Origin of the sequence: Streptomyces sp. JH34, from assembly GCF_029428875.1 — a bacterium.
Taxonomy (GTDB): Bacteria; Actinomycetota; Actinomycetes; order Streptomycetales; family Streptomycetaceae; genus Streptomyces.
Map to the genome: position 1 here is coordinate 1,651,264 of NZ_JAJSOO010000001.1, position 17,611 is coordinate 1,668,874.

3 protein-coding genes (1 of these 3 cut by a window edge) are annotated in these 17,611 nt (G+C 73.2%); all 3 read right to left on the reverse strand.

Annotated elements, in window-relative coordinates; genetic code table 11:
* Positions 1-16,684: the start of a lonely Cys domain-containing protein gene (locus LWJ43_RS07195; RefSeq protein ID WP_277331463.1), read on the reverse strand. Its footprint begins 21,098 nt before the window's first position; the window shows 16,684 of its 37,782 coding nt (coding positions 1-16,684); its start codon is at positions 16,682-16,684; the stop codon falls past the left edge of the window.
* Positions 16,685-16,765: 81 nt separating this feature from the next.
* Positions 16,766-17,134, reverse strand: a complete 369-nt coding sequence (locus LWJ43_RS07200; protein WP_031098241.1) for a hypothetical protein — start codon at positions 17,132-17,134, stop codon at positions 16,766-16,768.
* A 2-nt stretch (positions 17,135-17,136) separates the two neighbouring features.
* Positions 17,137-17,592 carry a YbaB/EbfC family nucleoid-associated protein gene (locus LWJ43_RS07205; protein WP_277331464.1) on the reverse strand — a complete coding sequence of 152 codons (456 nt, stop codon included), beginning with the start codon at positions 17,590-17,592 and terminating at the stop codon, positions 17,137-17,139.
* Positions 17,593-17,611 lie beyond the last annotated feature (19 nt).

Genomic DNA, 17,611 nt, shown 5'->3' on the forward strand with positions numbered 1-17,611 from the left:
CCCGGCGGGCGAGGGAGGCCGCCCAGGCCGGATCCGCGGATTCCGCCGGTATGTCACCGTCCGCGACGTGGCTCAGGGTGTCGGCGAGGTGATGGGTGCCGGTGACCTCCGCGCCGTCGGAGGCGTTGACGGGCGCCGTGACCGCCGGTCCGCCCCCCGGACCGCGGAAGACCATGTGCGAGGTGCGGGCACCGTCGGCCAGCATGTCCGCGAAGTCCCGGCAGATCTCCTCCGTGGACTGACCGGAACGGGTCAGGAAGACGGGGGTGACGCGGAACAGTCGCTTGCTGCCCCCGTCGGGGGTGGGCAGGATGATGCTCAGTTCCTGATCGGCCCGCAGCCGCACCGCGAGGCCCGCACGTGACAGCTTGACGGAGGCGCTCGCGACGGCTTCCTCCGTGGCGAAGACCTGCTGCCCGTGGGCACCGTCCTCGACGGCGAGCGTGCGGTCCGGGGAGATCCGCAGGGCGGGCCGGTCGCTGACGAGCGTGTTGCCGTACTCCTGCACGGACATGGCCAGTTCGGGGGCGTCCTCCGTACCGCTCAGCGCCCGGGGGGTCTGCCAGCGGCCGCCGATGCCCCCGGGCCTGCGGAACAGCACTCCTTCGCCGCTGTCGTCCACGACGCCGTAGTCCGTCGTGGTCAGCGGGTCCGGCCGGCGCGCCGCGATCCCGTCGGCCCGGCCGGAGTCGGCCCGGTCGGAGTCGTCCTCGTCGGAGTCGTCCTCGTACAGGCCGATGAGCTCGTCGAAGTCGCCCGCGCCGTCCGCGTCCTGGGCCGGCTGGACGGACTTCCACACCCTGCCGACGTCGTCCCCGGCGGGGCCCAGCGTGATGCGCTCGGTGCCGGTCCGCCAGTCGGTGGACGGGCGGGGGGCGTGCTCCGAGTACCAGACCCTGGAACCGGTCAGCTCGGCGACGTACCGCGCCAGGTCCTCGATGTCCGGGTGGGGGAAGGCCAGGACGACGTCGGCGTCCGCGGGCCTCGCCGGGTCCCGTGCGACGAGCTGGGCGAAGTCCCCGAGGTCGTCCAGCGTCAACGTGCCGCGCGGCGTGTTCAGCAGGACCGCTTCCTCGCTGTCCTGGGCGAGGACCACGTACGGGTCGGACCACGGCGCGGGCCAGGTGCTCACCCGGCCGTCGTCCCCCTCCACGGCGTACGAGTCCAGGGGCGGCACCTGGTCCCCGGTGCCGGTCCAGTTGCGCACGGTGGCGTCCTGCGACACCAGCGCGGTGCTGCGGTCCAGGGCCGCGTCGTGCCGCCGCAGGTGCGAGGCGAGGGCGCCCTCGTCGGCCAGCTCGGCCGGGGACGCGCCGAGGGCCAGCGAACCGAGGAGCAGGAGGTGCTGCCCGCTCACCGCGACGTCGGGGCCGAGGTTCAGCACACGCCTGGTCAGGTCGCGGATGGGGTCGCGGGCACCGGTGGCCGGCTGCGGGGCCCTCCGGGCGAGTTCCCGCAGCGACAGCGCCGTGCCGACGAGCATCTCGGGCGAGTAGTCGTCCCGGACCGCGGGTCCGAAGAGGAGGTCGAGCCAGGCCTCGTGGGTGCTCCCGGTGGTGCCGTCCTCGCTGCCGGAGTCCGAGTCGGAGTCGGAATCGGACTCCGACTCGGAATCGCTCTCGGATTCGCTGGTGTCGTCGGTGAACCGGAACTGCGCCAGCGCCGCGGCGTCGGACTGCGAGGGGCGCGGCCGGCCGGACAGCGTGTCCAGCTCGTACGCCTCCTCCTCGCCCTGCAGACCCGGCGTTCCGCCGGGGGCCGACGACGGGGACAGCGGGTCGGAGGCGGGTTCGTGGAGCGGCGGCGGGACCGGCGTCTCCTGGTCCGCCACCGGCGGGACGGTGGAGGACGACGTGACCTGCGTCGTCGGGGTGTGCCGCGTGGTGCCGTCGGTCTGCGGCCCCTTCACCGGCGTGGCCTCGGTTCCCGTTCCGGTCGCCGCGGTGCGCGGGACCAGCGGGACGAAGTCGCCGCCGCGGCGGCGGAGCCGGATGTGCGGACCGCTGTCGCCGGCCGGGCCGGGGTAGGTGTGGGCGGTGCCGTTCTCCTCGATCAGGGTCACGGTGGTGCCGGTCGCGCCGGCGGCCCACTCGGCGACCGCCCGGTCGGCCCCGGGGCCCCAGGGGGCCTCGGCGAGGTGGCGGCGCAGGCGCCCCTCCAGGGCGTCCTTGCTCGGCGTGGGAGCACCGCGGCGCGGTACGAGCGGCGGGGGTGCGAACAGGGCGTCCCGCTCGGCCGGGTCGCCCGGGAGGCCGGCCAGCCGCATGAGCTGGGTCGGCATCGCCCCGGAGCGCATCCGCAGCCGGGCGGCGTCCTGGCGGTCCGTCCCCGGCAGGCCGGCGGCGTCGCGCAGGGCCGTGGAGAGCGCGCCGAAGAAGCCGTTGCCTCGTCCCGTGGGCGTTCCCTGGGTGTAGGTGGCCCCGTCGGGCGCGGTGAGGACGCCGTCGCGTGCGAGACGGTAGCGGGGCCCGCTGCTGTCGGCCGGCGGCAGCCAGGGCGCGGTGGTGTGGCTGCGGTGCGCGGCCGGCTGCGCGGTCGTGGTGACCCCGGCGTCACTGCCGGTGGTACCGGTGGCCGTCGGGGCGGGCAGCGCGCCGGTGGCCGGGGCGGGTGAGCCCGGTGGGAGGGCGGCGTGGAAGAAGCCCCCGGTGGAGAACAGCACCGGGTCGGCGGCCGGATCGACGGCGGCCGGATCGGTGCCGTGCGGGAGGAACAGCTGATCGCGGCCCTCACCGGTCACCACGGTCAGCGGGGTACCGAGGACCCGCGCCGCGAGGGCGGGCAGCAGGTCGGCGCCGCCGTGGTCCCCGGCGCGGCGCTCGGGCGGGGCCGGAGCGCCCTCCGGCCGACCGGTGCCGGACGGCTCGCTCGTGAACGGACGGGACAGGGCGGCGGTCGCCAGCGCCACACGCTGGTCGGGCGTCGGCCAGAGCGTCAGCGGAAGACGGCCGAAGGCGTCGAACTCGGCCTGCTGTGCTGTGGTCAGCACCACGCCCGCGCCATCCAGTTCGGCCTGGGTGAAGGTGTCGGCGGCATCCAGGGCGAGGGCGTCGAGCAGATCCTCGTTGCCGTCCTCACCCAGGGCCCAGGCGAGGCGGTCACGGGCGGCGCGGATGGCCTCGGCGCCGACCACCGGGTCGCCGGGGGCCTCCGCGAAGCGTTCGGCGAGGTCGCCGCCGAGCAGGCGGGGCAGCTGGCCCCTGACGTCGGCGGCGGCGAGCAGCGCGTGGAAGAACGAGGCGCCGTCGTGCGGCACGTCGTGCACCTCGCGCACCGTGGCGCCGTCCGGCGAGGTGAGGGTGCGCGGGACGGAGCCGGTGGCGTCGGTGATCCCGTACGGCTCCGGCGCCTCGGACCGCCATCCCGGCGCCGTGTACTCCTGCGGCGCGTCCGCGACCGGGACGGACGCCGAGCCCTGGTGGTGGGAGGTGAGACGGGAGGCGGCGAGGTGCAGCCGGTGGTGGTCCGCGGCGGCCGCGTCGGTGCGGCCTTCCCAGAGCCGTACGTCTGCGCGGGCGGCCTGCCAGGTGATGACCGTCGGGGACTGCGACAGTTCCCGCGGCAGCACGGTCGTCAGGGGCGGGTCGCCGAGCGTGCCTTGCTCCGCCGGGCTCAGGGAGAGCCAGGCCTCACGGGCCCGCGCGCGGGCGTCGTAGTACTCCTTCTCCGCCGTGGCGAGGTCGGCGGCCGCCTTGGCCATGTCGTCCCAGGCGGTGCTTGCCTCGGCCGGGAACGAGCTGTCGTCCAGGAGGCCGTAGTCGCGGGCGATGTCCTCGCGCAGCCAGATCAGCGCGGTGGTCGCGGCCTCGGCGGCGCGCGGTCCCCGCCGGGCCGCTCCGAGGGCGCGGAACGGGCGGCTGTCGGTGATCCGGTGGTCCACCTCGGCCACCGCCAACCAGGTCACCGGCACCGCGAACAGCATGCTGCGGTCGGTGACGACCTTGACGTGGGTGCCCAGGGTGGTGTCCGTGGCGCCCTTGAGCGTGGTGCCGTCGTTCGAGCCGCCGATCGGTACCGCGCCACCGGGATTGGTCATACCCGCGTTGCTGTTGCCGGCCAGCGGCGCGGTGCCTGCCATGCCCTCGACGTTGTCGGTGATGCCGGCCTCCAGCGCGTCGGAGGTCTTGGCCCGCTGCATGGCCTCCATGCGGGGCTTGCTCTCCACGGCGAGGAGCCGCGCGCCGCGGCGGTGCATCTTCGCGTAGAGGCGGGAGTCGGCGGTGTGGGACTGGCCGAACAGACGGGCGGAGGACTGGACGGGCAGCTGGGAGCCGCCCGCGCCGAGCGCCTCGCGGAATCCCGCGGTCAGACCCCCTTGGGAGGTGGCCTCCGCCTGAGCCTGCGCGGGGGCCGTTCCCAGGCCGGTGAGCGGGGTGTGGCGGGCCATGCGTACGCGCGAGGCGAGGACCTTGCCGGTGTGCCGGCTGCCGAGGTCCGAATCGCCCAGGCCGTCGGCGCGGGCGGTGGCGAGGGTCAGCGCGTCGTTCACGCCCGTCGCGCCGCGCATGTCGACGGCGAGGATGCCGGAGCCGATCCGGTCGTCGAAGGGCAGGACGTCGGGGTCGGGGCCGCTCGTGCCGTCGTCGGAGGCACGCCAGGCGGCGATGCCGTCCGGCAGGGCCTGTTCGGCCGTCAGCAGGTGTACCGAACGGTCCGGTTCGGGCACGTCCTGTTCGGTGACCGCTCCGTCGTCGCCGTCGCCCACCGGGGTGAGCAGACCCGCCGGGGCGATCTCGTTGAGGGTGCCGACCTGGGCGACCGCACGCGGCGCGAGCGGGTCACCGGCCGCGTCCGTCATGGTGACGGTCAGGGTGTAGCCGGTGACGATCTCCGCGTGCGCCTGCGTGGTGGCGATGTTCGGCATGGAGGTGGTGCCCACGGTCTCGGTCCGGTTGCTCGCCCGCTGCTTGGCCGCCGTTCCCTGGAGCGAGGGGTTGGCGATGAGCACACCGTTCTCCGCCGCGCGCTCGCCGGCGCTCAGGGTGAGGTCGGCGCCACGGTCCTGGTGGGTGTTGTCCGCGTCGTCACGGGTGATGTTGCGGTAGTCCTCGAGCTCGAACCCGGTGCGCAGCCGCTGCACGGTCGTGGTGATCGGTGTCAGTCTGAACCGGACCTGCCCGGGGCTGCCCCCGACCGGCAGCAGGTGCGGGCTGGTCCAGGCGCGGTAGCGGACCGGCAGGCTCATCCCCTCGGTGGTCAGCTCGTGCAGGTGGGCGCGCAGGAAGTCCGGCGAGAGCCGCTGCAGGACCTGTTCGCGGTCGTGCGAGGGCACACCGATCTTCTCCAGGCGCGGCAGCAGCACCTGCGCGGCCCGGCTCGCGTCCAGCTGGCCGCTGGGGTGGGTCGGGAAGCGCCGGCCGCGCAGGAAGCCCGGGACCCGGTAGCCGCCGCCGAGGTTCTTCGGGGTGGTGGGGCCCAGCCCGTCGGGGGCCAGCCCGGCCTCGATGGCGTCCTGCATCGGCAGGTGGAACATCACCGCGTCACGGATCCGCTGGAGCGCGGCGGCGGCCCGGCGCGGGGACAGACCGCGCCCGAGCCTCTTGGACACCTTCCCGGCGACGGAGCTGAGGCGGCCCCCGGCACGGGTGCCGACCGTGCCCACCGCGGCCGTCCAGCGGTCCCGCACCGCCACGGTCTCGGTGGCGTCGGCGACCACCAGGTACATCCGCCCGGCGAAGGTCACGGTGGTGCTGCGTCCCCGGGTCAGGGCCTGCGAGAATCCGCGGCCCTTGCCCCAGGCGTACTGGAGGGCGGAGGAGTACGAGCCGACGACCGGCTCCTTGCCGGGGAGCTGCTGCAACGGCATGTAGCCGCCCTGCACGCCCAGTGTGGTGCGCGAGACGGTGCTCGTGCTGCCGACGACCCGGTGGTCGTTGGCGATGGTGCTCTCGAGGCTGGCCGGCTTCGGATCGCTCTTGACCCGTAGGTTGTCGAGCTCACCGCGGACCGCGGCCTTCAGGTAGTGCGTCCGGAACGGCCCGGCGCCGTTGAGTCCGGCGATCCGGGAGCCGAACGGCCCGAGGTACTGGCCCAGTTGACCGGCCACACCGAGGTTGGCCATCGCCCGGCGCAGCGCGGTGCGCACCGGCGCCCCGGGCGCGCTGACGTGCCAGGTGGCGCCCGACGCGCGGTCGGCGGTGTCCTGCATCAGCTGCTGGCGCTGCGGGCCGCCCTCGGCGCTGAGCACGACGTGCGGTGCGCTCAGCAGCTGCCGGACGAGCCGTCGGCCGTCCGAGTCCACCCTGGGCAGCGGGCGGGTGCCGTCGAGGAGCTGGTCCGCCTCCGCGGCGGAGAGGCGCTGCGGCGTGGGGGCGGGTGCCGGCGCGGGTGTCGTGCCGTCGGCGGGCGGGTCGGCCGGCGCGTGGCGGTCGGATCCGTGGGCGGCGGGCACGGCCAGCTCCACCCGTCCCACGGTCTCCGTGCCCCGGCTGAACAGGGGGCGCTCCTCGACCTTGCTGACGAAGACGCCCGCGCCGAGCAGACCGACCGTCAGCAGCCGGGCCCAGCCGCGCGGCCGGCGGTGGCCCTCGAAGGTCGCGCCGAGTTCCACCTGGTAGCTGTAGAGATCGGCGCCGTTCTGGAACGTCAGGTGGTCGTGGGCGACCGTGACCGTGTTCCGGGTGGCCTTCTGGTAGGTGCGGGCGTAGCGGGCGCCCAACGAGACGTTGCCGGCCCGGCGCGGCAGATCGGGTCCGGGCACCTTGTCGTGGTCGCGCGGCGAGACGCCGACCTCGAGGCCTGCGGAGTACGTGCTGGAGTCCTGCTGCCCCTGACCGGAGACCTCGTTGCCGATCACCGCGTTGCGCAGTGACCGCTCGCTCATGGTGGTCTCGAACCGGCGGTCGGTCAGCGAGGCCCGCAGGATCAGCGTGTGGTGGCCGCGGCGCACCATGCCGTCCTCGGTGAGCGTGACCGGGACCCCGGTGGTGGTCAGTTCGTCGAGGCTCTGCGTCAGGGTGGGCCGGTTCAGCGCCTCGCGTACCTGCCGGTCGTTGTGCAGGGCGGTCCGCAACCGCCCGTCGCCGTACCAGAACCGGGCCAGCTTGGGGTGCTTCAGCATCATCGGCGGCACGAACATCGACGGGTACGAGCGGTGCAGGGTGTCCAGGACGGCGTCCGTGAAGACCCGCATGGGGTCCGGCGCGACGGTGCCGTCCTGCGGGGTGGTGCCGTCCTGCGGGGCGGGCTGCTGCTGGACCGGGGGCGGCGTCTGCCGGCCGGCCGTCGGGGGTGCCTGCTCCTGGGTCGTCGGTGGCGCCTGCTCATCGGTGACGGGCGGCGGTGACTGCTGATCGGTGACGGGCGGCGGCGTCTGCTGCGTCGTCGGCGGCTGTGTCCCGGCGCGCGCCTGCGGGCGGAAGCCCTCCGCGCGGACCTGGCCGCCGAGGTGGACCGGGTCCTCTCGGGTGAGGTACCACGGCACGGGCGGCTCGGCGTCCGGGTTCGGTCCGGTGCGGCCGGGCGTACGGCTGTCCCAGCCCGCGAGCCGGCGGGCGTCCTGGGTGGAGATCCAGTCCAGGCTGACCACCCGCACCGGCCGGGCCGCGGACGCCGGTTCACCGGCCTTGCGGACCATCAGGGTGCGCTCCACCTGGTAGAGCGCCATCGGATGGTTGCGGACCCGGCCGGTGACCTTGCGGGCCGCGTCGGTGCCCAGGTAGTGGCCCCGCCCGACACCGAGGTCCGCGCGGACCAGCGGGCCGCCCTGGAGGCGTACGTCGGTCTCGAGCCCGGGCAGCGTGTAGTTCGGACCGGCGGTGACCTGGAAGCCGAACTTGGTGTCGCGGACGTGACCGCGCTGGTTCTGGTACGTGGTCTGGGTGAGGTCGCGCACCTCCGCCTTGACCGACTCGGTGACCAGCACGGCCCGGTGCGGCACCGAGCGTTCCACGACCAGGTGCCCCATCGGGTGCTGGCCGCTGCCCCGGGTGAGCTCGGGGCCGCTGACCGGCCCGGTGAGCCGCCCGAACAGCCCGAGCAGCCTCCCCGGGCGGACGTACGAGACGAGCGTGCGGTGCGCCGAACTGCCGGGTCGGGCCCCGGAGAGGGCCAGCGCGATGTCCTCCGGCGGGGTCGTCAGGTGAAGGGCGGTGGAGTCGTTCAGCCGCGGTTCCACCCCGTCCGGGAACGTCAGTGTCTCCGGTGCCCGGCGGGGCCCCGTGAACGGCACGGTGAGGTCGTCCGGCAGCCGCCAGGTCAGCCCGTCCCGCATGCCGAACTCCGCGGTGTGCACCTGGGTGCGCTGCCAACGCGGCTTCGCCACGGGACCGGTCGTCACGGTGTCGGTCCCGATGGCCTCGGGCGCCTCGGTGGCCTTGGGCGCCTCGGTGACCCGCTCCACCCGCACCCGGTAGTGGACGTCGTCCAGGTGCAGGTGCGAGCCCTCGTGGGCGCGGTGCTCGGCCTGGTTGTACGCCGAGGTGCCCTGGGAGTAGTCCGTCCTGCGGCTCCAGCCCAGTGACGTACCGATCTTCAGCAGCCAGTTGAGCGGCGGCCCCATGCCCACGCCGCCGGCGATACGGCGCCCGAAGCCCACGCTGCGGCCGCCGCCCGTACCGGCCTGCCCGCGCCGCATCGTGTCCACCCGGACCGTGGCACCGCCGACGTCGGAGAAGCGTTCCCACCGGTGGTACGGGATGGCCTCGACCGTCATCTCCAGGCCGACCCCGGACTTCTCCCGGCCCACGATGCGGGCGCCGCGCGGGGCGGTGAACGCCGAGGGGTGGTGGGTCAGCAGACGCAGCAGCTCCGCCTCGTCGAAGCGTGCCCGCGTCGTGGCCGGCAGCTTGTCGAGGATCTCCCGCGCCACCAGTTCGGGCGAGCGCAGGGTGAGCGTGCCGGGGCCGGTGAGCAGCCCGGTGCGCGCGCCCCGCGGCGCCCCGGCCGGGGCGGTGTCACGCGGGTCGGCGCCCGGCCTGATCAGGACGGAGGGCAGCCTGCTGCCGTCCTCGAAGGTGACCGTGCGCGGGGCCGGCCCCGGCGGACGGACGTCGTCGCCGGTCAGCAGACGGGCGGGGCGGTGCCGTTCGAGCTGGGTCTCCAGTGGCACCGGGTCGCCCCGGTCAGGGGTCCCGGCATCGTCGGAACCGGTGATCCCGGCCATGCTGCGCAGCCACTCCCCGAACGGGTCGGAACCGTCCGGCTGCTGGGAGACCGGTGGCACGGGGGGCGTGACGAGGTCCGGGTCCGGCTTCGGCTCGGGCTCGGTTTCCGGGTCCGGCTTCGGCTTCGCTTCCGGGTCCGGCTTCGGCTTCGGCTCGGGCGTGGTTTCCGGGTCCGGGGCGGGCTCCGGGGCGGGGACCAGCGCGTCGTAGTGATCGCTTCCGTTGTACGCCAGATGCAGGGTGCCGCCGGTGCCGCCCGGGTGCAGCTCGGTGACGAGGAGCGCGCCCGTCGTCTGCGGGTCGGGCCGTACGAGACGCAGATCGAGGTCGAGGGTGTGCGCCAGCGCGTCCGGGAGCAGGTCGGCGAAGGGGGACGACCACAGTCCGGACCGCTCCGCGGCCGCGGCGAGCAGGCCGCGTCCGCCGAGCCGACGCGCGTCGGCGGGGGTGGGCGCCACCTGGGCGAGCTGCGGGTAGTCGCTGTCGGCGAGGATCTGCCGCCACCGGTCGGCGTCGCCGTCGGTGATGACCGCCTGCGCGACGTTGTTCCAGGCTTCGGTGATCCTGTGTTGCTCGTCCGCGTCGGTCACGCCGGCCAGCGCGCGTATCCGTAGGTCGTCCACCACGGTGAACACCGGGTCCGGCACGAGGGCGTCGGCGACGGTGCCCAGCTCCGACCCGGCGACGCGGTCACGCACCAGTCCGCGCAGCCCGGCGATGTTCCGCGCGGCCCAGGCGGGCGGCACGTCGCGACCGCGCGCACTGTCGAGCACCGCCCGGAAGAGGCAGTTCCCGTCACCCGGGACGTCAACCCGTCGGAAGGCGCGGCCCTGCGCCCAAACGAGGTCCGCCGGGTCGGGCGTCGTCACGGGGCCCTTGCCCTTGTCGAACAGGGCCAGACTCTCGGCGAGGCTCTCCGCCCGGTGCTGCGCGGACGGCACCAGCAGATCGGGTCTGCGGCGGGCGAGCTCGGCGGTGTCCTCGGGGCTGAGGGCCAGCTCGGACAGCGGCAGCGGTGCGCTCGACGACGCCCAGGCCGCCTCCGCGGAGGGCGCGTAGGAGAGTCCGCGCACGTCCTCCCGCGAGACCGACGCCGTCGCAGGCAGGCCCGGAGGTCGTCCGGGCGGCTCGGTCCAGGTGAGCTGGGCGTTGTTGCTCTCCCGGCGGAACCGGAGCAACGGCTGGCCGTCAGGACCCTGATGAGAACCGACGATCTTGTCGAAGACCGACTTGTCGAAAGCCGTCGGCGGATTCCAGAACATGTGCGCGCCGTGCATCACGGCGATGTCCCTCGCCCGCATCTCCTCGATCAGCGCATCATGCTCCGGCAGCGTGACCCGCACCCCGTCAGGCGTCGAGATGTCGAACACGTCGTTGTCACCGGTGAGCGGACGCCACTCACCGTCCGGCCTCCTCCCGTGGACCACACCGTCCCGGACGACGAACCTGTTCTCCGCCTCGAAACCCGCCATCTTCCCGGCGAGCTCGTGAAACTCCGTCGACCGCTGATTGAAACGCGACAGGACCCTGTCCCGATCACCCTCCGGAACAGCCTCCACATCAGCCAGCACCGGCTTGAAATAACCCACGAGCCCGACAACCGCGGGATCAGCACCCAGAAGGACATCGACATCGTCGACCGTCTTCGCCTTGATCTCCGCCGGCTTCGGCAACGCCCCCGCCTCGAGCCACTTCGGAGCCAGAGGATTCGTCGGCCGCACATCGATGACCACGTTCTTGTCCCGCGCCAGATCACGGAACTCCTTGAACCCCTTCTCCGCCATCCCGTACACATGACGCGCCGCATACGAATCGACCTCACCGGCCTTCAGCGGCTCGGTCCAGGTGAGCTCGGCGTTGTTGCTCTCCCGGCGGAACCGGAGCAACGGCTCGCCGTCCGGCCCCTGATGAGAACCGACGATCTTGTCGAAGACCGACTTGTCGAAAGCCGTCGGCGGATTCCAGAACATGTGCGCGCCGTGCATCACGGCGATGTCCCTCGCCCGCATCTCCTCGATCAGCGCATCATGCTCCGGCAGCGTGACCCGCACCCCGTCAGGCGTCGAGATGTCGAACACGTCGTTGTCACCGGTGAGCGGACGCCACTCACCGTCCGGCCTCCTCCCGTGGACCACACCGTCCCGGACGACGAACCTGTTCTCCGCCTCGAAACCCGCCATCTTCCCGGCGAGCTCGTGAAACTCCGTCGACCGCTGATTGAAACGCGACAGGACCCTGTCCCGATCACCCTCCGGAACAGCCTCCACATCAGCCAGCACCGGCTTGAAATAACCCACGAGCCCGACAACCGCGGGATCAGCACCCAGAAGGACATCGACATCGTCGACCGTCTTCGCCTTGATCTCCGCCGGCTTCGGCAACGCCCCCGCCTCGAGCCACTTCGGAGCCAGAGGATTCGTCGGCCGCACATCGATGACCACGTTCTTGTCCCGCGCCAGATCACGGAACTCCTTGAACCCCTTCTCCGCCATCCCGTACACATGACGCGCCGCATACGAATCGACCTCACCGGCCTTCAGCGGCTCGGGCGTCGGCTGTTCCTGCCGGCCGGTGGTCGTGGGCGCCGGGTCGTTCAGGCGCCTAGCCAGTTCGGCGGTGTCCTCGGGGCCGAGGGCCAGCTCGGACAGCGGCAGCGGAGCGCTCGACAACGACCAGGCCACCTCCGCCGACGGCGCGTAGGAAAGTCCCCGCACGTCCTCCCGCGAGACCAACGCGGTCGGAGACAGCTGGACGGGCGGCGGGGGCAGCAGGTCAACGAGCGTGGTCTCGGGCCCGGCACCGGCCCGCAATCCGGCCGCCGCGCGAAGGAACGCCGTGTACTGCTCCACAGTGGGGTCGGCGGACGGGTCGGCCGTCGTGGCACCGGTGGCGGCGTGCCAGTCGGTGACCATGCGGCGCAGCAGGTCCGGGGTCATGCGGCCGTCACCGTAACGGGCGGCGCTGTCCGCGTTCAGCCAGCGCAGACCGTCCACGTAGGCGAGACCGGCGAGCAACTCCACGTTCTCGGGGCGCTGTTCGGCGTCCGTTCCGAGGGCGTCACGCAGTGTACGGATCTGCTGGAGGGTGCGGGCCCGGGCGAACGGGTCGGCCGGACCGGGGCCCGCGTGCAGACCGGCGTCGCGCGCCACCCGGTCCAGGTCCGCGCCCTTGGGTTCCGGGGTGAACAACCGCCAGCGCCCCGGCCCGTCCGCGCCCTCGGTGAGCACAGCGCGGACCTCGCCGTCCCGGTCCCGGGCGGTGCCCACCTCGGTGGTCGGCGCCCACACCGACCGACCGGTCTCGTTCGCGGCGTGCTGCGCCACCGGCAGGCCCGCGATCGCCGGCTGCTGTCCGGTCTTGCAGGAGAACAGCACCAGCGGCCGGTTCTCATCGCCGTCCACCGCCCAGAACTTGAGCGCCTTCCCGAACTGGACACCGCTGACCTCCACGCTGGGCAGCGCCGCGTCCTCGGTGCCGAGCGTGACGGTACGGGGGGTGCCGTGTTCCACGAAGTAATCGGCGCCCTCTTCGGTGCCCGCACCGGGGAGTGGGACCGCCGGGCCGGTGAAGACGGTGCGAGGGGCGGACTGCTGGGCTTCGGTACCCGCGGCGGCGTCCGTCCCGACTCGCGGGGACGAGGAGGGGGAGCCGTCGTCGGACACGGTGCGTACCCCGCGGAACGTGTCCTGGCCGAGCAGCGCCCGGCGCCCCGCGTCGCGTCGCGTGCCGTCCTCGGCCGGGCTCTGCGAGATGGTCAGCGTCCGGACGGCACGGCCCGGCTGGGGCTGCGACGTCGTGTCCGACACCAGGCGCCGCAATTGGCTGAGGGGCACCGTGAGGCCGTCCAGGGTGACGACGGCGGGCTCGCTCGTGGGCCTGCCGGTCCCGTCTCCGTCGCCGTCGGTGGTGGCTGCGCCGTCCACGGGGCGCACGACGATCCGGGCCTTGGGCGGGGGAAGGGCCACGGGCTGTGTCGTGGGGGAGGGTTCGGCGGTGACCGGGGCGAGCGGGGGCGGGGTGCCGCCGTTACCGGTGCCGTGTCCCGTGCCGGGGCCGGGAGCCCGTCCGCCGGCTCCGTCACGGTCGCTGTCGCGGTCGCCCGACTCCAGGTACACGTCGGTGGCCGACTCGCTCCAGGGCCGCGACAGGGTGGCGAGCTTGTCGGGGGCGGGCGTCGTGGCGGTGGTGGAGTCCGGGACGACCGGGTTGCCGTGTACGGGGGTCGCCTTCTCCGCGGGACCCGTCGGCGGGAGCGTGTCGGTGGAGGTGACGGCCGGGACGCCGTCGCCGGTCTCGGTGCTCTGGGTGGCGGGGCGGGGCATCGGGCCGAGTGCGTCGGCGAGCGGCAGGAGCACGTCCGCGCCGGGGAACGCGGTGTCCACGGTGCCGTCAGCCGTCGCGGCGGGCGTCGGGCCGGTGAGGGTGCGGACCTGGACCGGGGCTCCCGGCCCCTCGCGGGTCAGCTCGACCGCGGCGCGTACCGGGCGTCCCGTCCCGTCGGGCGCGACGGCCGGCCCGAGCACCACGGCCCGGTCGGTGCCGGCTCCGTCCAGCAGCTCGGCCGCCTGCCGCGACCCCTCACCCGGCGGCGGCACCTGCGACACCACGATCGTCAGGGGCGGCGCCGTGGTGGAGGCGGGGTCCACGGCGCGTGTGGGGTCGGACTTCACGTCGGTGGTGCCGCTGACATCGCGTACATCGCCGGAGTCGGAGTCGGTGAACGAGCCGACGGTGCTCACCTTCGGCGGAGCCGTGACGGTGTCGGCAGCGAGGCCGGGAGTGGTGTCGGTGGTGGGTGCGACGGAAGGGTCTGTGGCGGTGTCCACCGTGGTGCTGTCGCCGACGGAGGCAGGGACGCGCCCGCCAGGGTCTGTCGTCACACCAGGGTCTGTCGTCACACCAGGGTCTGTCGTCACACCAGGGTCTGTCGTCACACCGGGGTCCGTCGTCGCACCGGGGGCCGTGGTGACGCCGGGACCCGTGGTGACGCCAGGGGCCGTCGTTGCCTCGGGGTCCGTCGTGGCCTCGGGCCTGTTCGGATCGACGGTCTCCGGAGCGGGAGTGCTCTGCGGGGAGTCGTCCGTCGTGGTCGGCGAGCCGTCCACCGGAGCTGCGCCCTCCGGAGTGCGGGTGCCCTGCGGGGACGTGGCGGAGGAAGTCGGGGCACCGCCCGCCGTGGGCACGCCACCCGGTCGGGCGCCGTTGCCCGTTGCGGGGGTGGTGGAGGCCGTGGGGCTGCCGCCGGTGGCCACGGGAGTGGCGTTCCCCTGGCCACCCGGCACGGCGGCCGTGTCGTCGTTCCGGCCCGCCGCTTCCCCAGGAGACGTCTGGAGTTCGCTCTCCGGGGCCCCCTGCGTGTTGCCCTCCTGAGCACCCTGGACATTGTCCTCGGGAGACCCCTGCGTGTTGCCCTCCGGAGCACCCTGGACGCTGCCCTTGGGAGACCCCTGCGTGTTGCCCTCCGGGGTCGGCGACGTCACAGCGGAATCCACCGGAACGTCCACGGTGACGTTCTCAGGGGACGTTCCGGGCGCGGCGCCCGGCCCGTTCTCCACGTTCTCCGGCGTCGCGTCCGCGCCGTGGTCCACCACAAGGTCTGCGTTGTCCCCGGTCGGACGTGCGGCGGGGGTCCCGGTGTTCGTGCCGGGGGTGTTGCCGGAGGTGCCGGGACCGTTCACCGCACCCGGCCCGTCCACCGCGCCGGGACTGCCGACCGTGCCGGACGTGTTGCCGGAGGTGCCGGCACCGTTCACCGCACCCGGCCCGTCCACCGCGCCGTCCACCGCGCCAGGTGTGGCGCCCACCGCGATCGGGGCGTCCACGGTGATCTGGGTGCCGAAGCCGTCGAGGGCGCGGCGGACCTCGTCCGTGTCGATCTGGTTCGCGGGGCTGCCGCCGGCGGGCACCACCCGGACCTCGGGCAGCTGCGACAGGTTGCCGTGCAGGCTGTCGCGGACACCGATCTCGGAGGTGCCGGGCGGCTGGGAGCCGCGCAGGGCGGCCAGGTCACGCAGCGCCTGCTCACGCACCTCGGCCGGGCCTTGGTGGACCTGCTGCCACAGCGCGTTCTCGGTGGCGGTCACCGGCAGCGGCCCCGGTGAGTACGGCGGCGGGTCCAGGGACGTGTACGGCGGCGGGTTCTCGGAGACGTACGGCGGAGGCGACTGGCTGCCGGTGACGGACCCCGGTCCGGTGGTCTGCTGGGAGACCGGGGGAAGTGAGGTGGGCGTGGGGCCGTCGCCGCCCGTGGTGTCCGGACGCGAGGGACCGTCGGCGCGGTCCGAGCCGCCGCCGGAGCGCGACGCACCGTCGCCGGAGTCGGTGGTGCCGCCGGACACGGTGGGCGGCGGGTTGCGCAGCTTGTCGATGACGTGACGCAGCTCGGCGGCGCTGTTCACGGCCGTGTCGCTGAGCGTCGCCTCGACCTGGCTGCTGATGCCCGCGCCGACGAAGGTGGACCAGCTGGTCGACCAGTCACCGTCGAAGGCGCCCTTGATCAGGATCTCGGCGAGCGCCTCACCGGAGCCGGCGGCGAGGAAGTCCGCCGTGCCCTTCAGTCCGTAGTGCCCGGCCAGCGCACCCGGCCGGTCGGCGTTGAAGCGCAGGAGCTGGTTGTTGCGCCACAGCTCGGGGTTGTTCCGGAAGGACAGCGGGTTGTTCCGGAAGGTGACCGGCGGGTTGCTCGAAGGGCCGGGGCCGTTCCCGTACGGGTTGGGGTCGGGGCGGTCGTCGAGGAGGCTGTCGCGGTCGGGCTTCGGGTTCGGCTCGGGGGTCGGCCGGGGATTCGGTCGGTCGTTCGGCAGGTCGAGGTCGGGGGTGTTCTTCGGATTGGGCGGGTTCTTGAAATCGAGGTCCGGGGCGTTCTTGAGGAAGTTGTTGTCGAAGCTCTTGACGATGCCGCGCGCGAACTTGTCGAAGACGCTGGTGAGGAAGCCCGCCGCGGCACCGAACGCGGCGGCCTTGCCGATGTCGCTCCAGTCGATGCCGTCGGGGCGGCGGCCGTCCGGGGCGAAGTTCATCATCGCCAGCCGTACCGCGAAGGTCGTGAACGCCTCGGCGAACGCCTCGGTCAGCGAGGGAGCGAGGTGCAGCCGCTGGAGCAGGTGGCTGAGCGTGGTCAGGATGAAGAACCGGCTGCGCATCTTGGCCAGCATGATCTGACTGGCCGAGGCGCCGCCGGTGAAGAAGGACATGGCCAGATAGATGGCGATCTCGATGAGCAGCCGGATGATCTCGGCGATGACCTGCCACTTGGACTCCATGATGTCCATGGAGGTCTTCCGCCGGCCCTCGGCGATCTTGTCGAGCTGCTCGGCGAAGTCGCGCAGGTAGTTCTTGCCGCCGTCGTCGATGAGCATGCCCATCGCCTTGCTGTACGACTTGGCGAGGTCGTCCGGCATGGACTCGCCGATGTCGTGGACCGACTTGTCGATCAGCGAGGACAGCCTGTCCAGCTTGCGGCCCAGGCCGGAGTACGGCCGACGGCTCTCGAACGCGAGATCCTCGTCGGCGTCCATGAGCCTCTCCCCGGTGAGGATGAAGATCATCGCGTTGACCTCGGGCGACACCCGGATGCTCATCGGGGGCCGTCCTCGTGCCCGCGCGGGCAGGACGGAGCGGCCGCTCCCGTCATGGCGTGGGAGCGGCCTGCGGCGCGGAGGTCAGCGGCGCCCATGCCCGCCCGGGCCGTCGAGTCCATCGGTGTTGATGCGGTTGGTGCCCTGCTCGACGTTCTCGATGTTGCGGTCGCGGGTGTCCTTCATCATCCGTACGTTGCCGAGCGTGGCGTCGGTGATGCCCACCAGTGCGTCACGGATGGACAGCATGGTGTCCTTCGTGGTCTGCCGTTCCTTCTGCTCCTGCGGCTTGGCCTTCTCCGCGAACTCGCCCTCCGTGCCCGGCCAGCTGACCGTGGGTGCCAGCTCGTCGAGGAACTCCTCGGTCATGCTCCTGGTCAGGGTGCCGATCTCCTCGAGCTGCTTGGCCAGGGCCTCGATGCGATGCGGGTCTACGTAGTACCGCTGTCCCATCGTCAGTCCTCTCCCTCTTCGCCGATCGCGTCCCGCCAGGCGGGCGCGGCCTGAGCATCGCGAGCCGTGTCCCCGTCGTCCTCGCGCAACACCTCGGGACCGAAGATGCGCTCCCAGTCCATCTCGAAGCCCTTCAGCTCCGGCACGTTGCTGCTGGGCTCGGCGAAGGGCGCCATCGCCTTCATCACATGACGGTTCATCTTGAGGCGTGCCGCGCTCGCGGCCTCCAGAACGCTGGCGGCCAACTCCTGCGGTGACATGTCGCGGTACTTGTTCTCCAGGAAGTCGATCCCGGTCAGCTCACCCTGCGGGCCCGCGGTGGCTCGGACCGCACGGTCGGAGGAGAGTGCTGCGAACGACGCCGTCCGCAGCTCGCGTTCGGTGCGTGCGACCGCCTCCTGGGCCGACTGCAGTTCGGCCATGGCCTTCTCGAGGCGCTTCTCCAGCGGTTCCGTCATGCTCGTTCCCTCCCTCTCC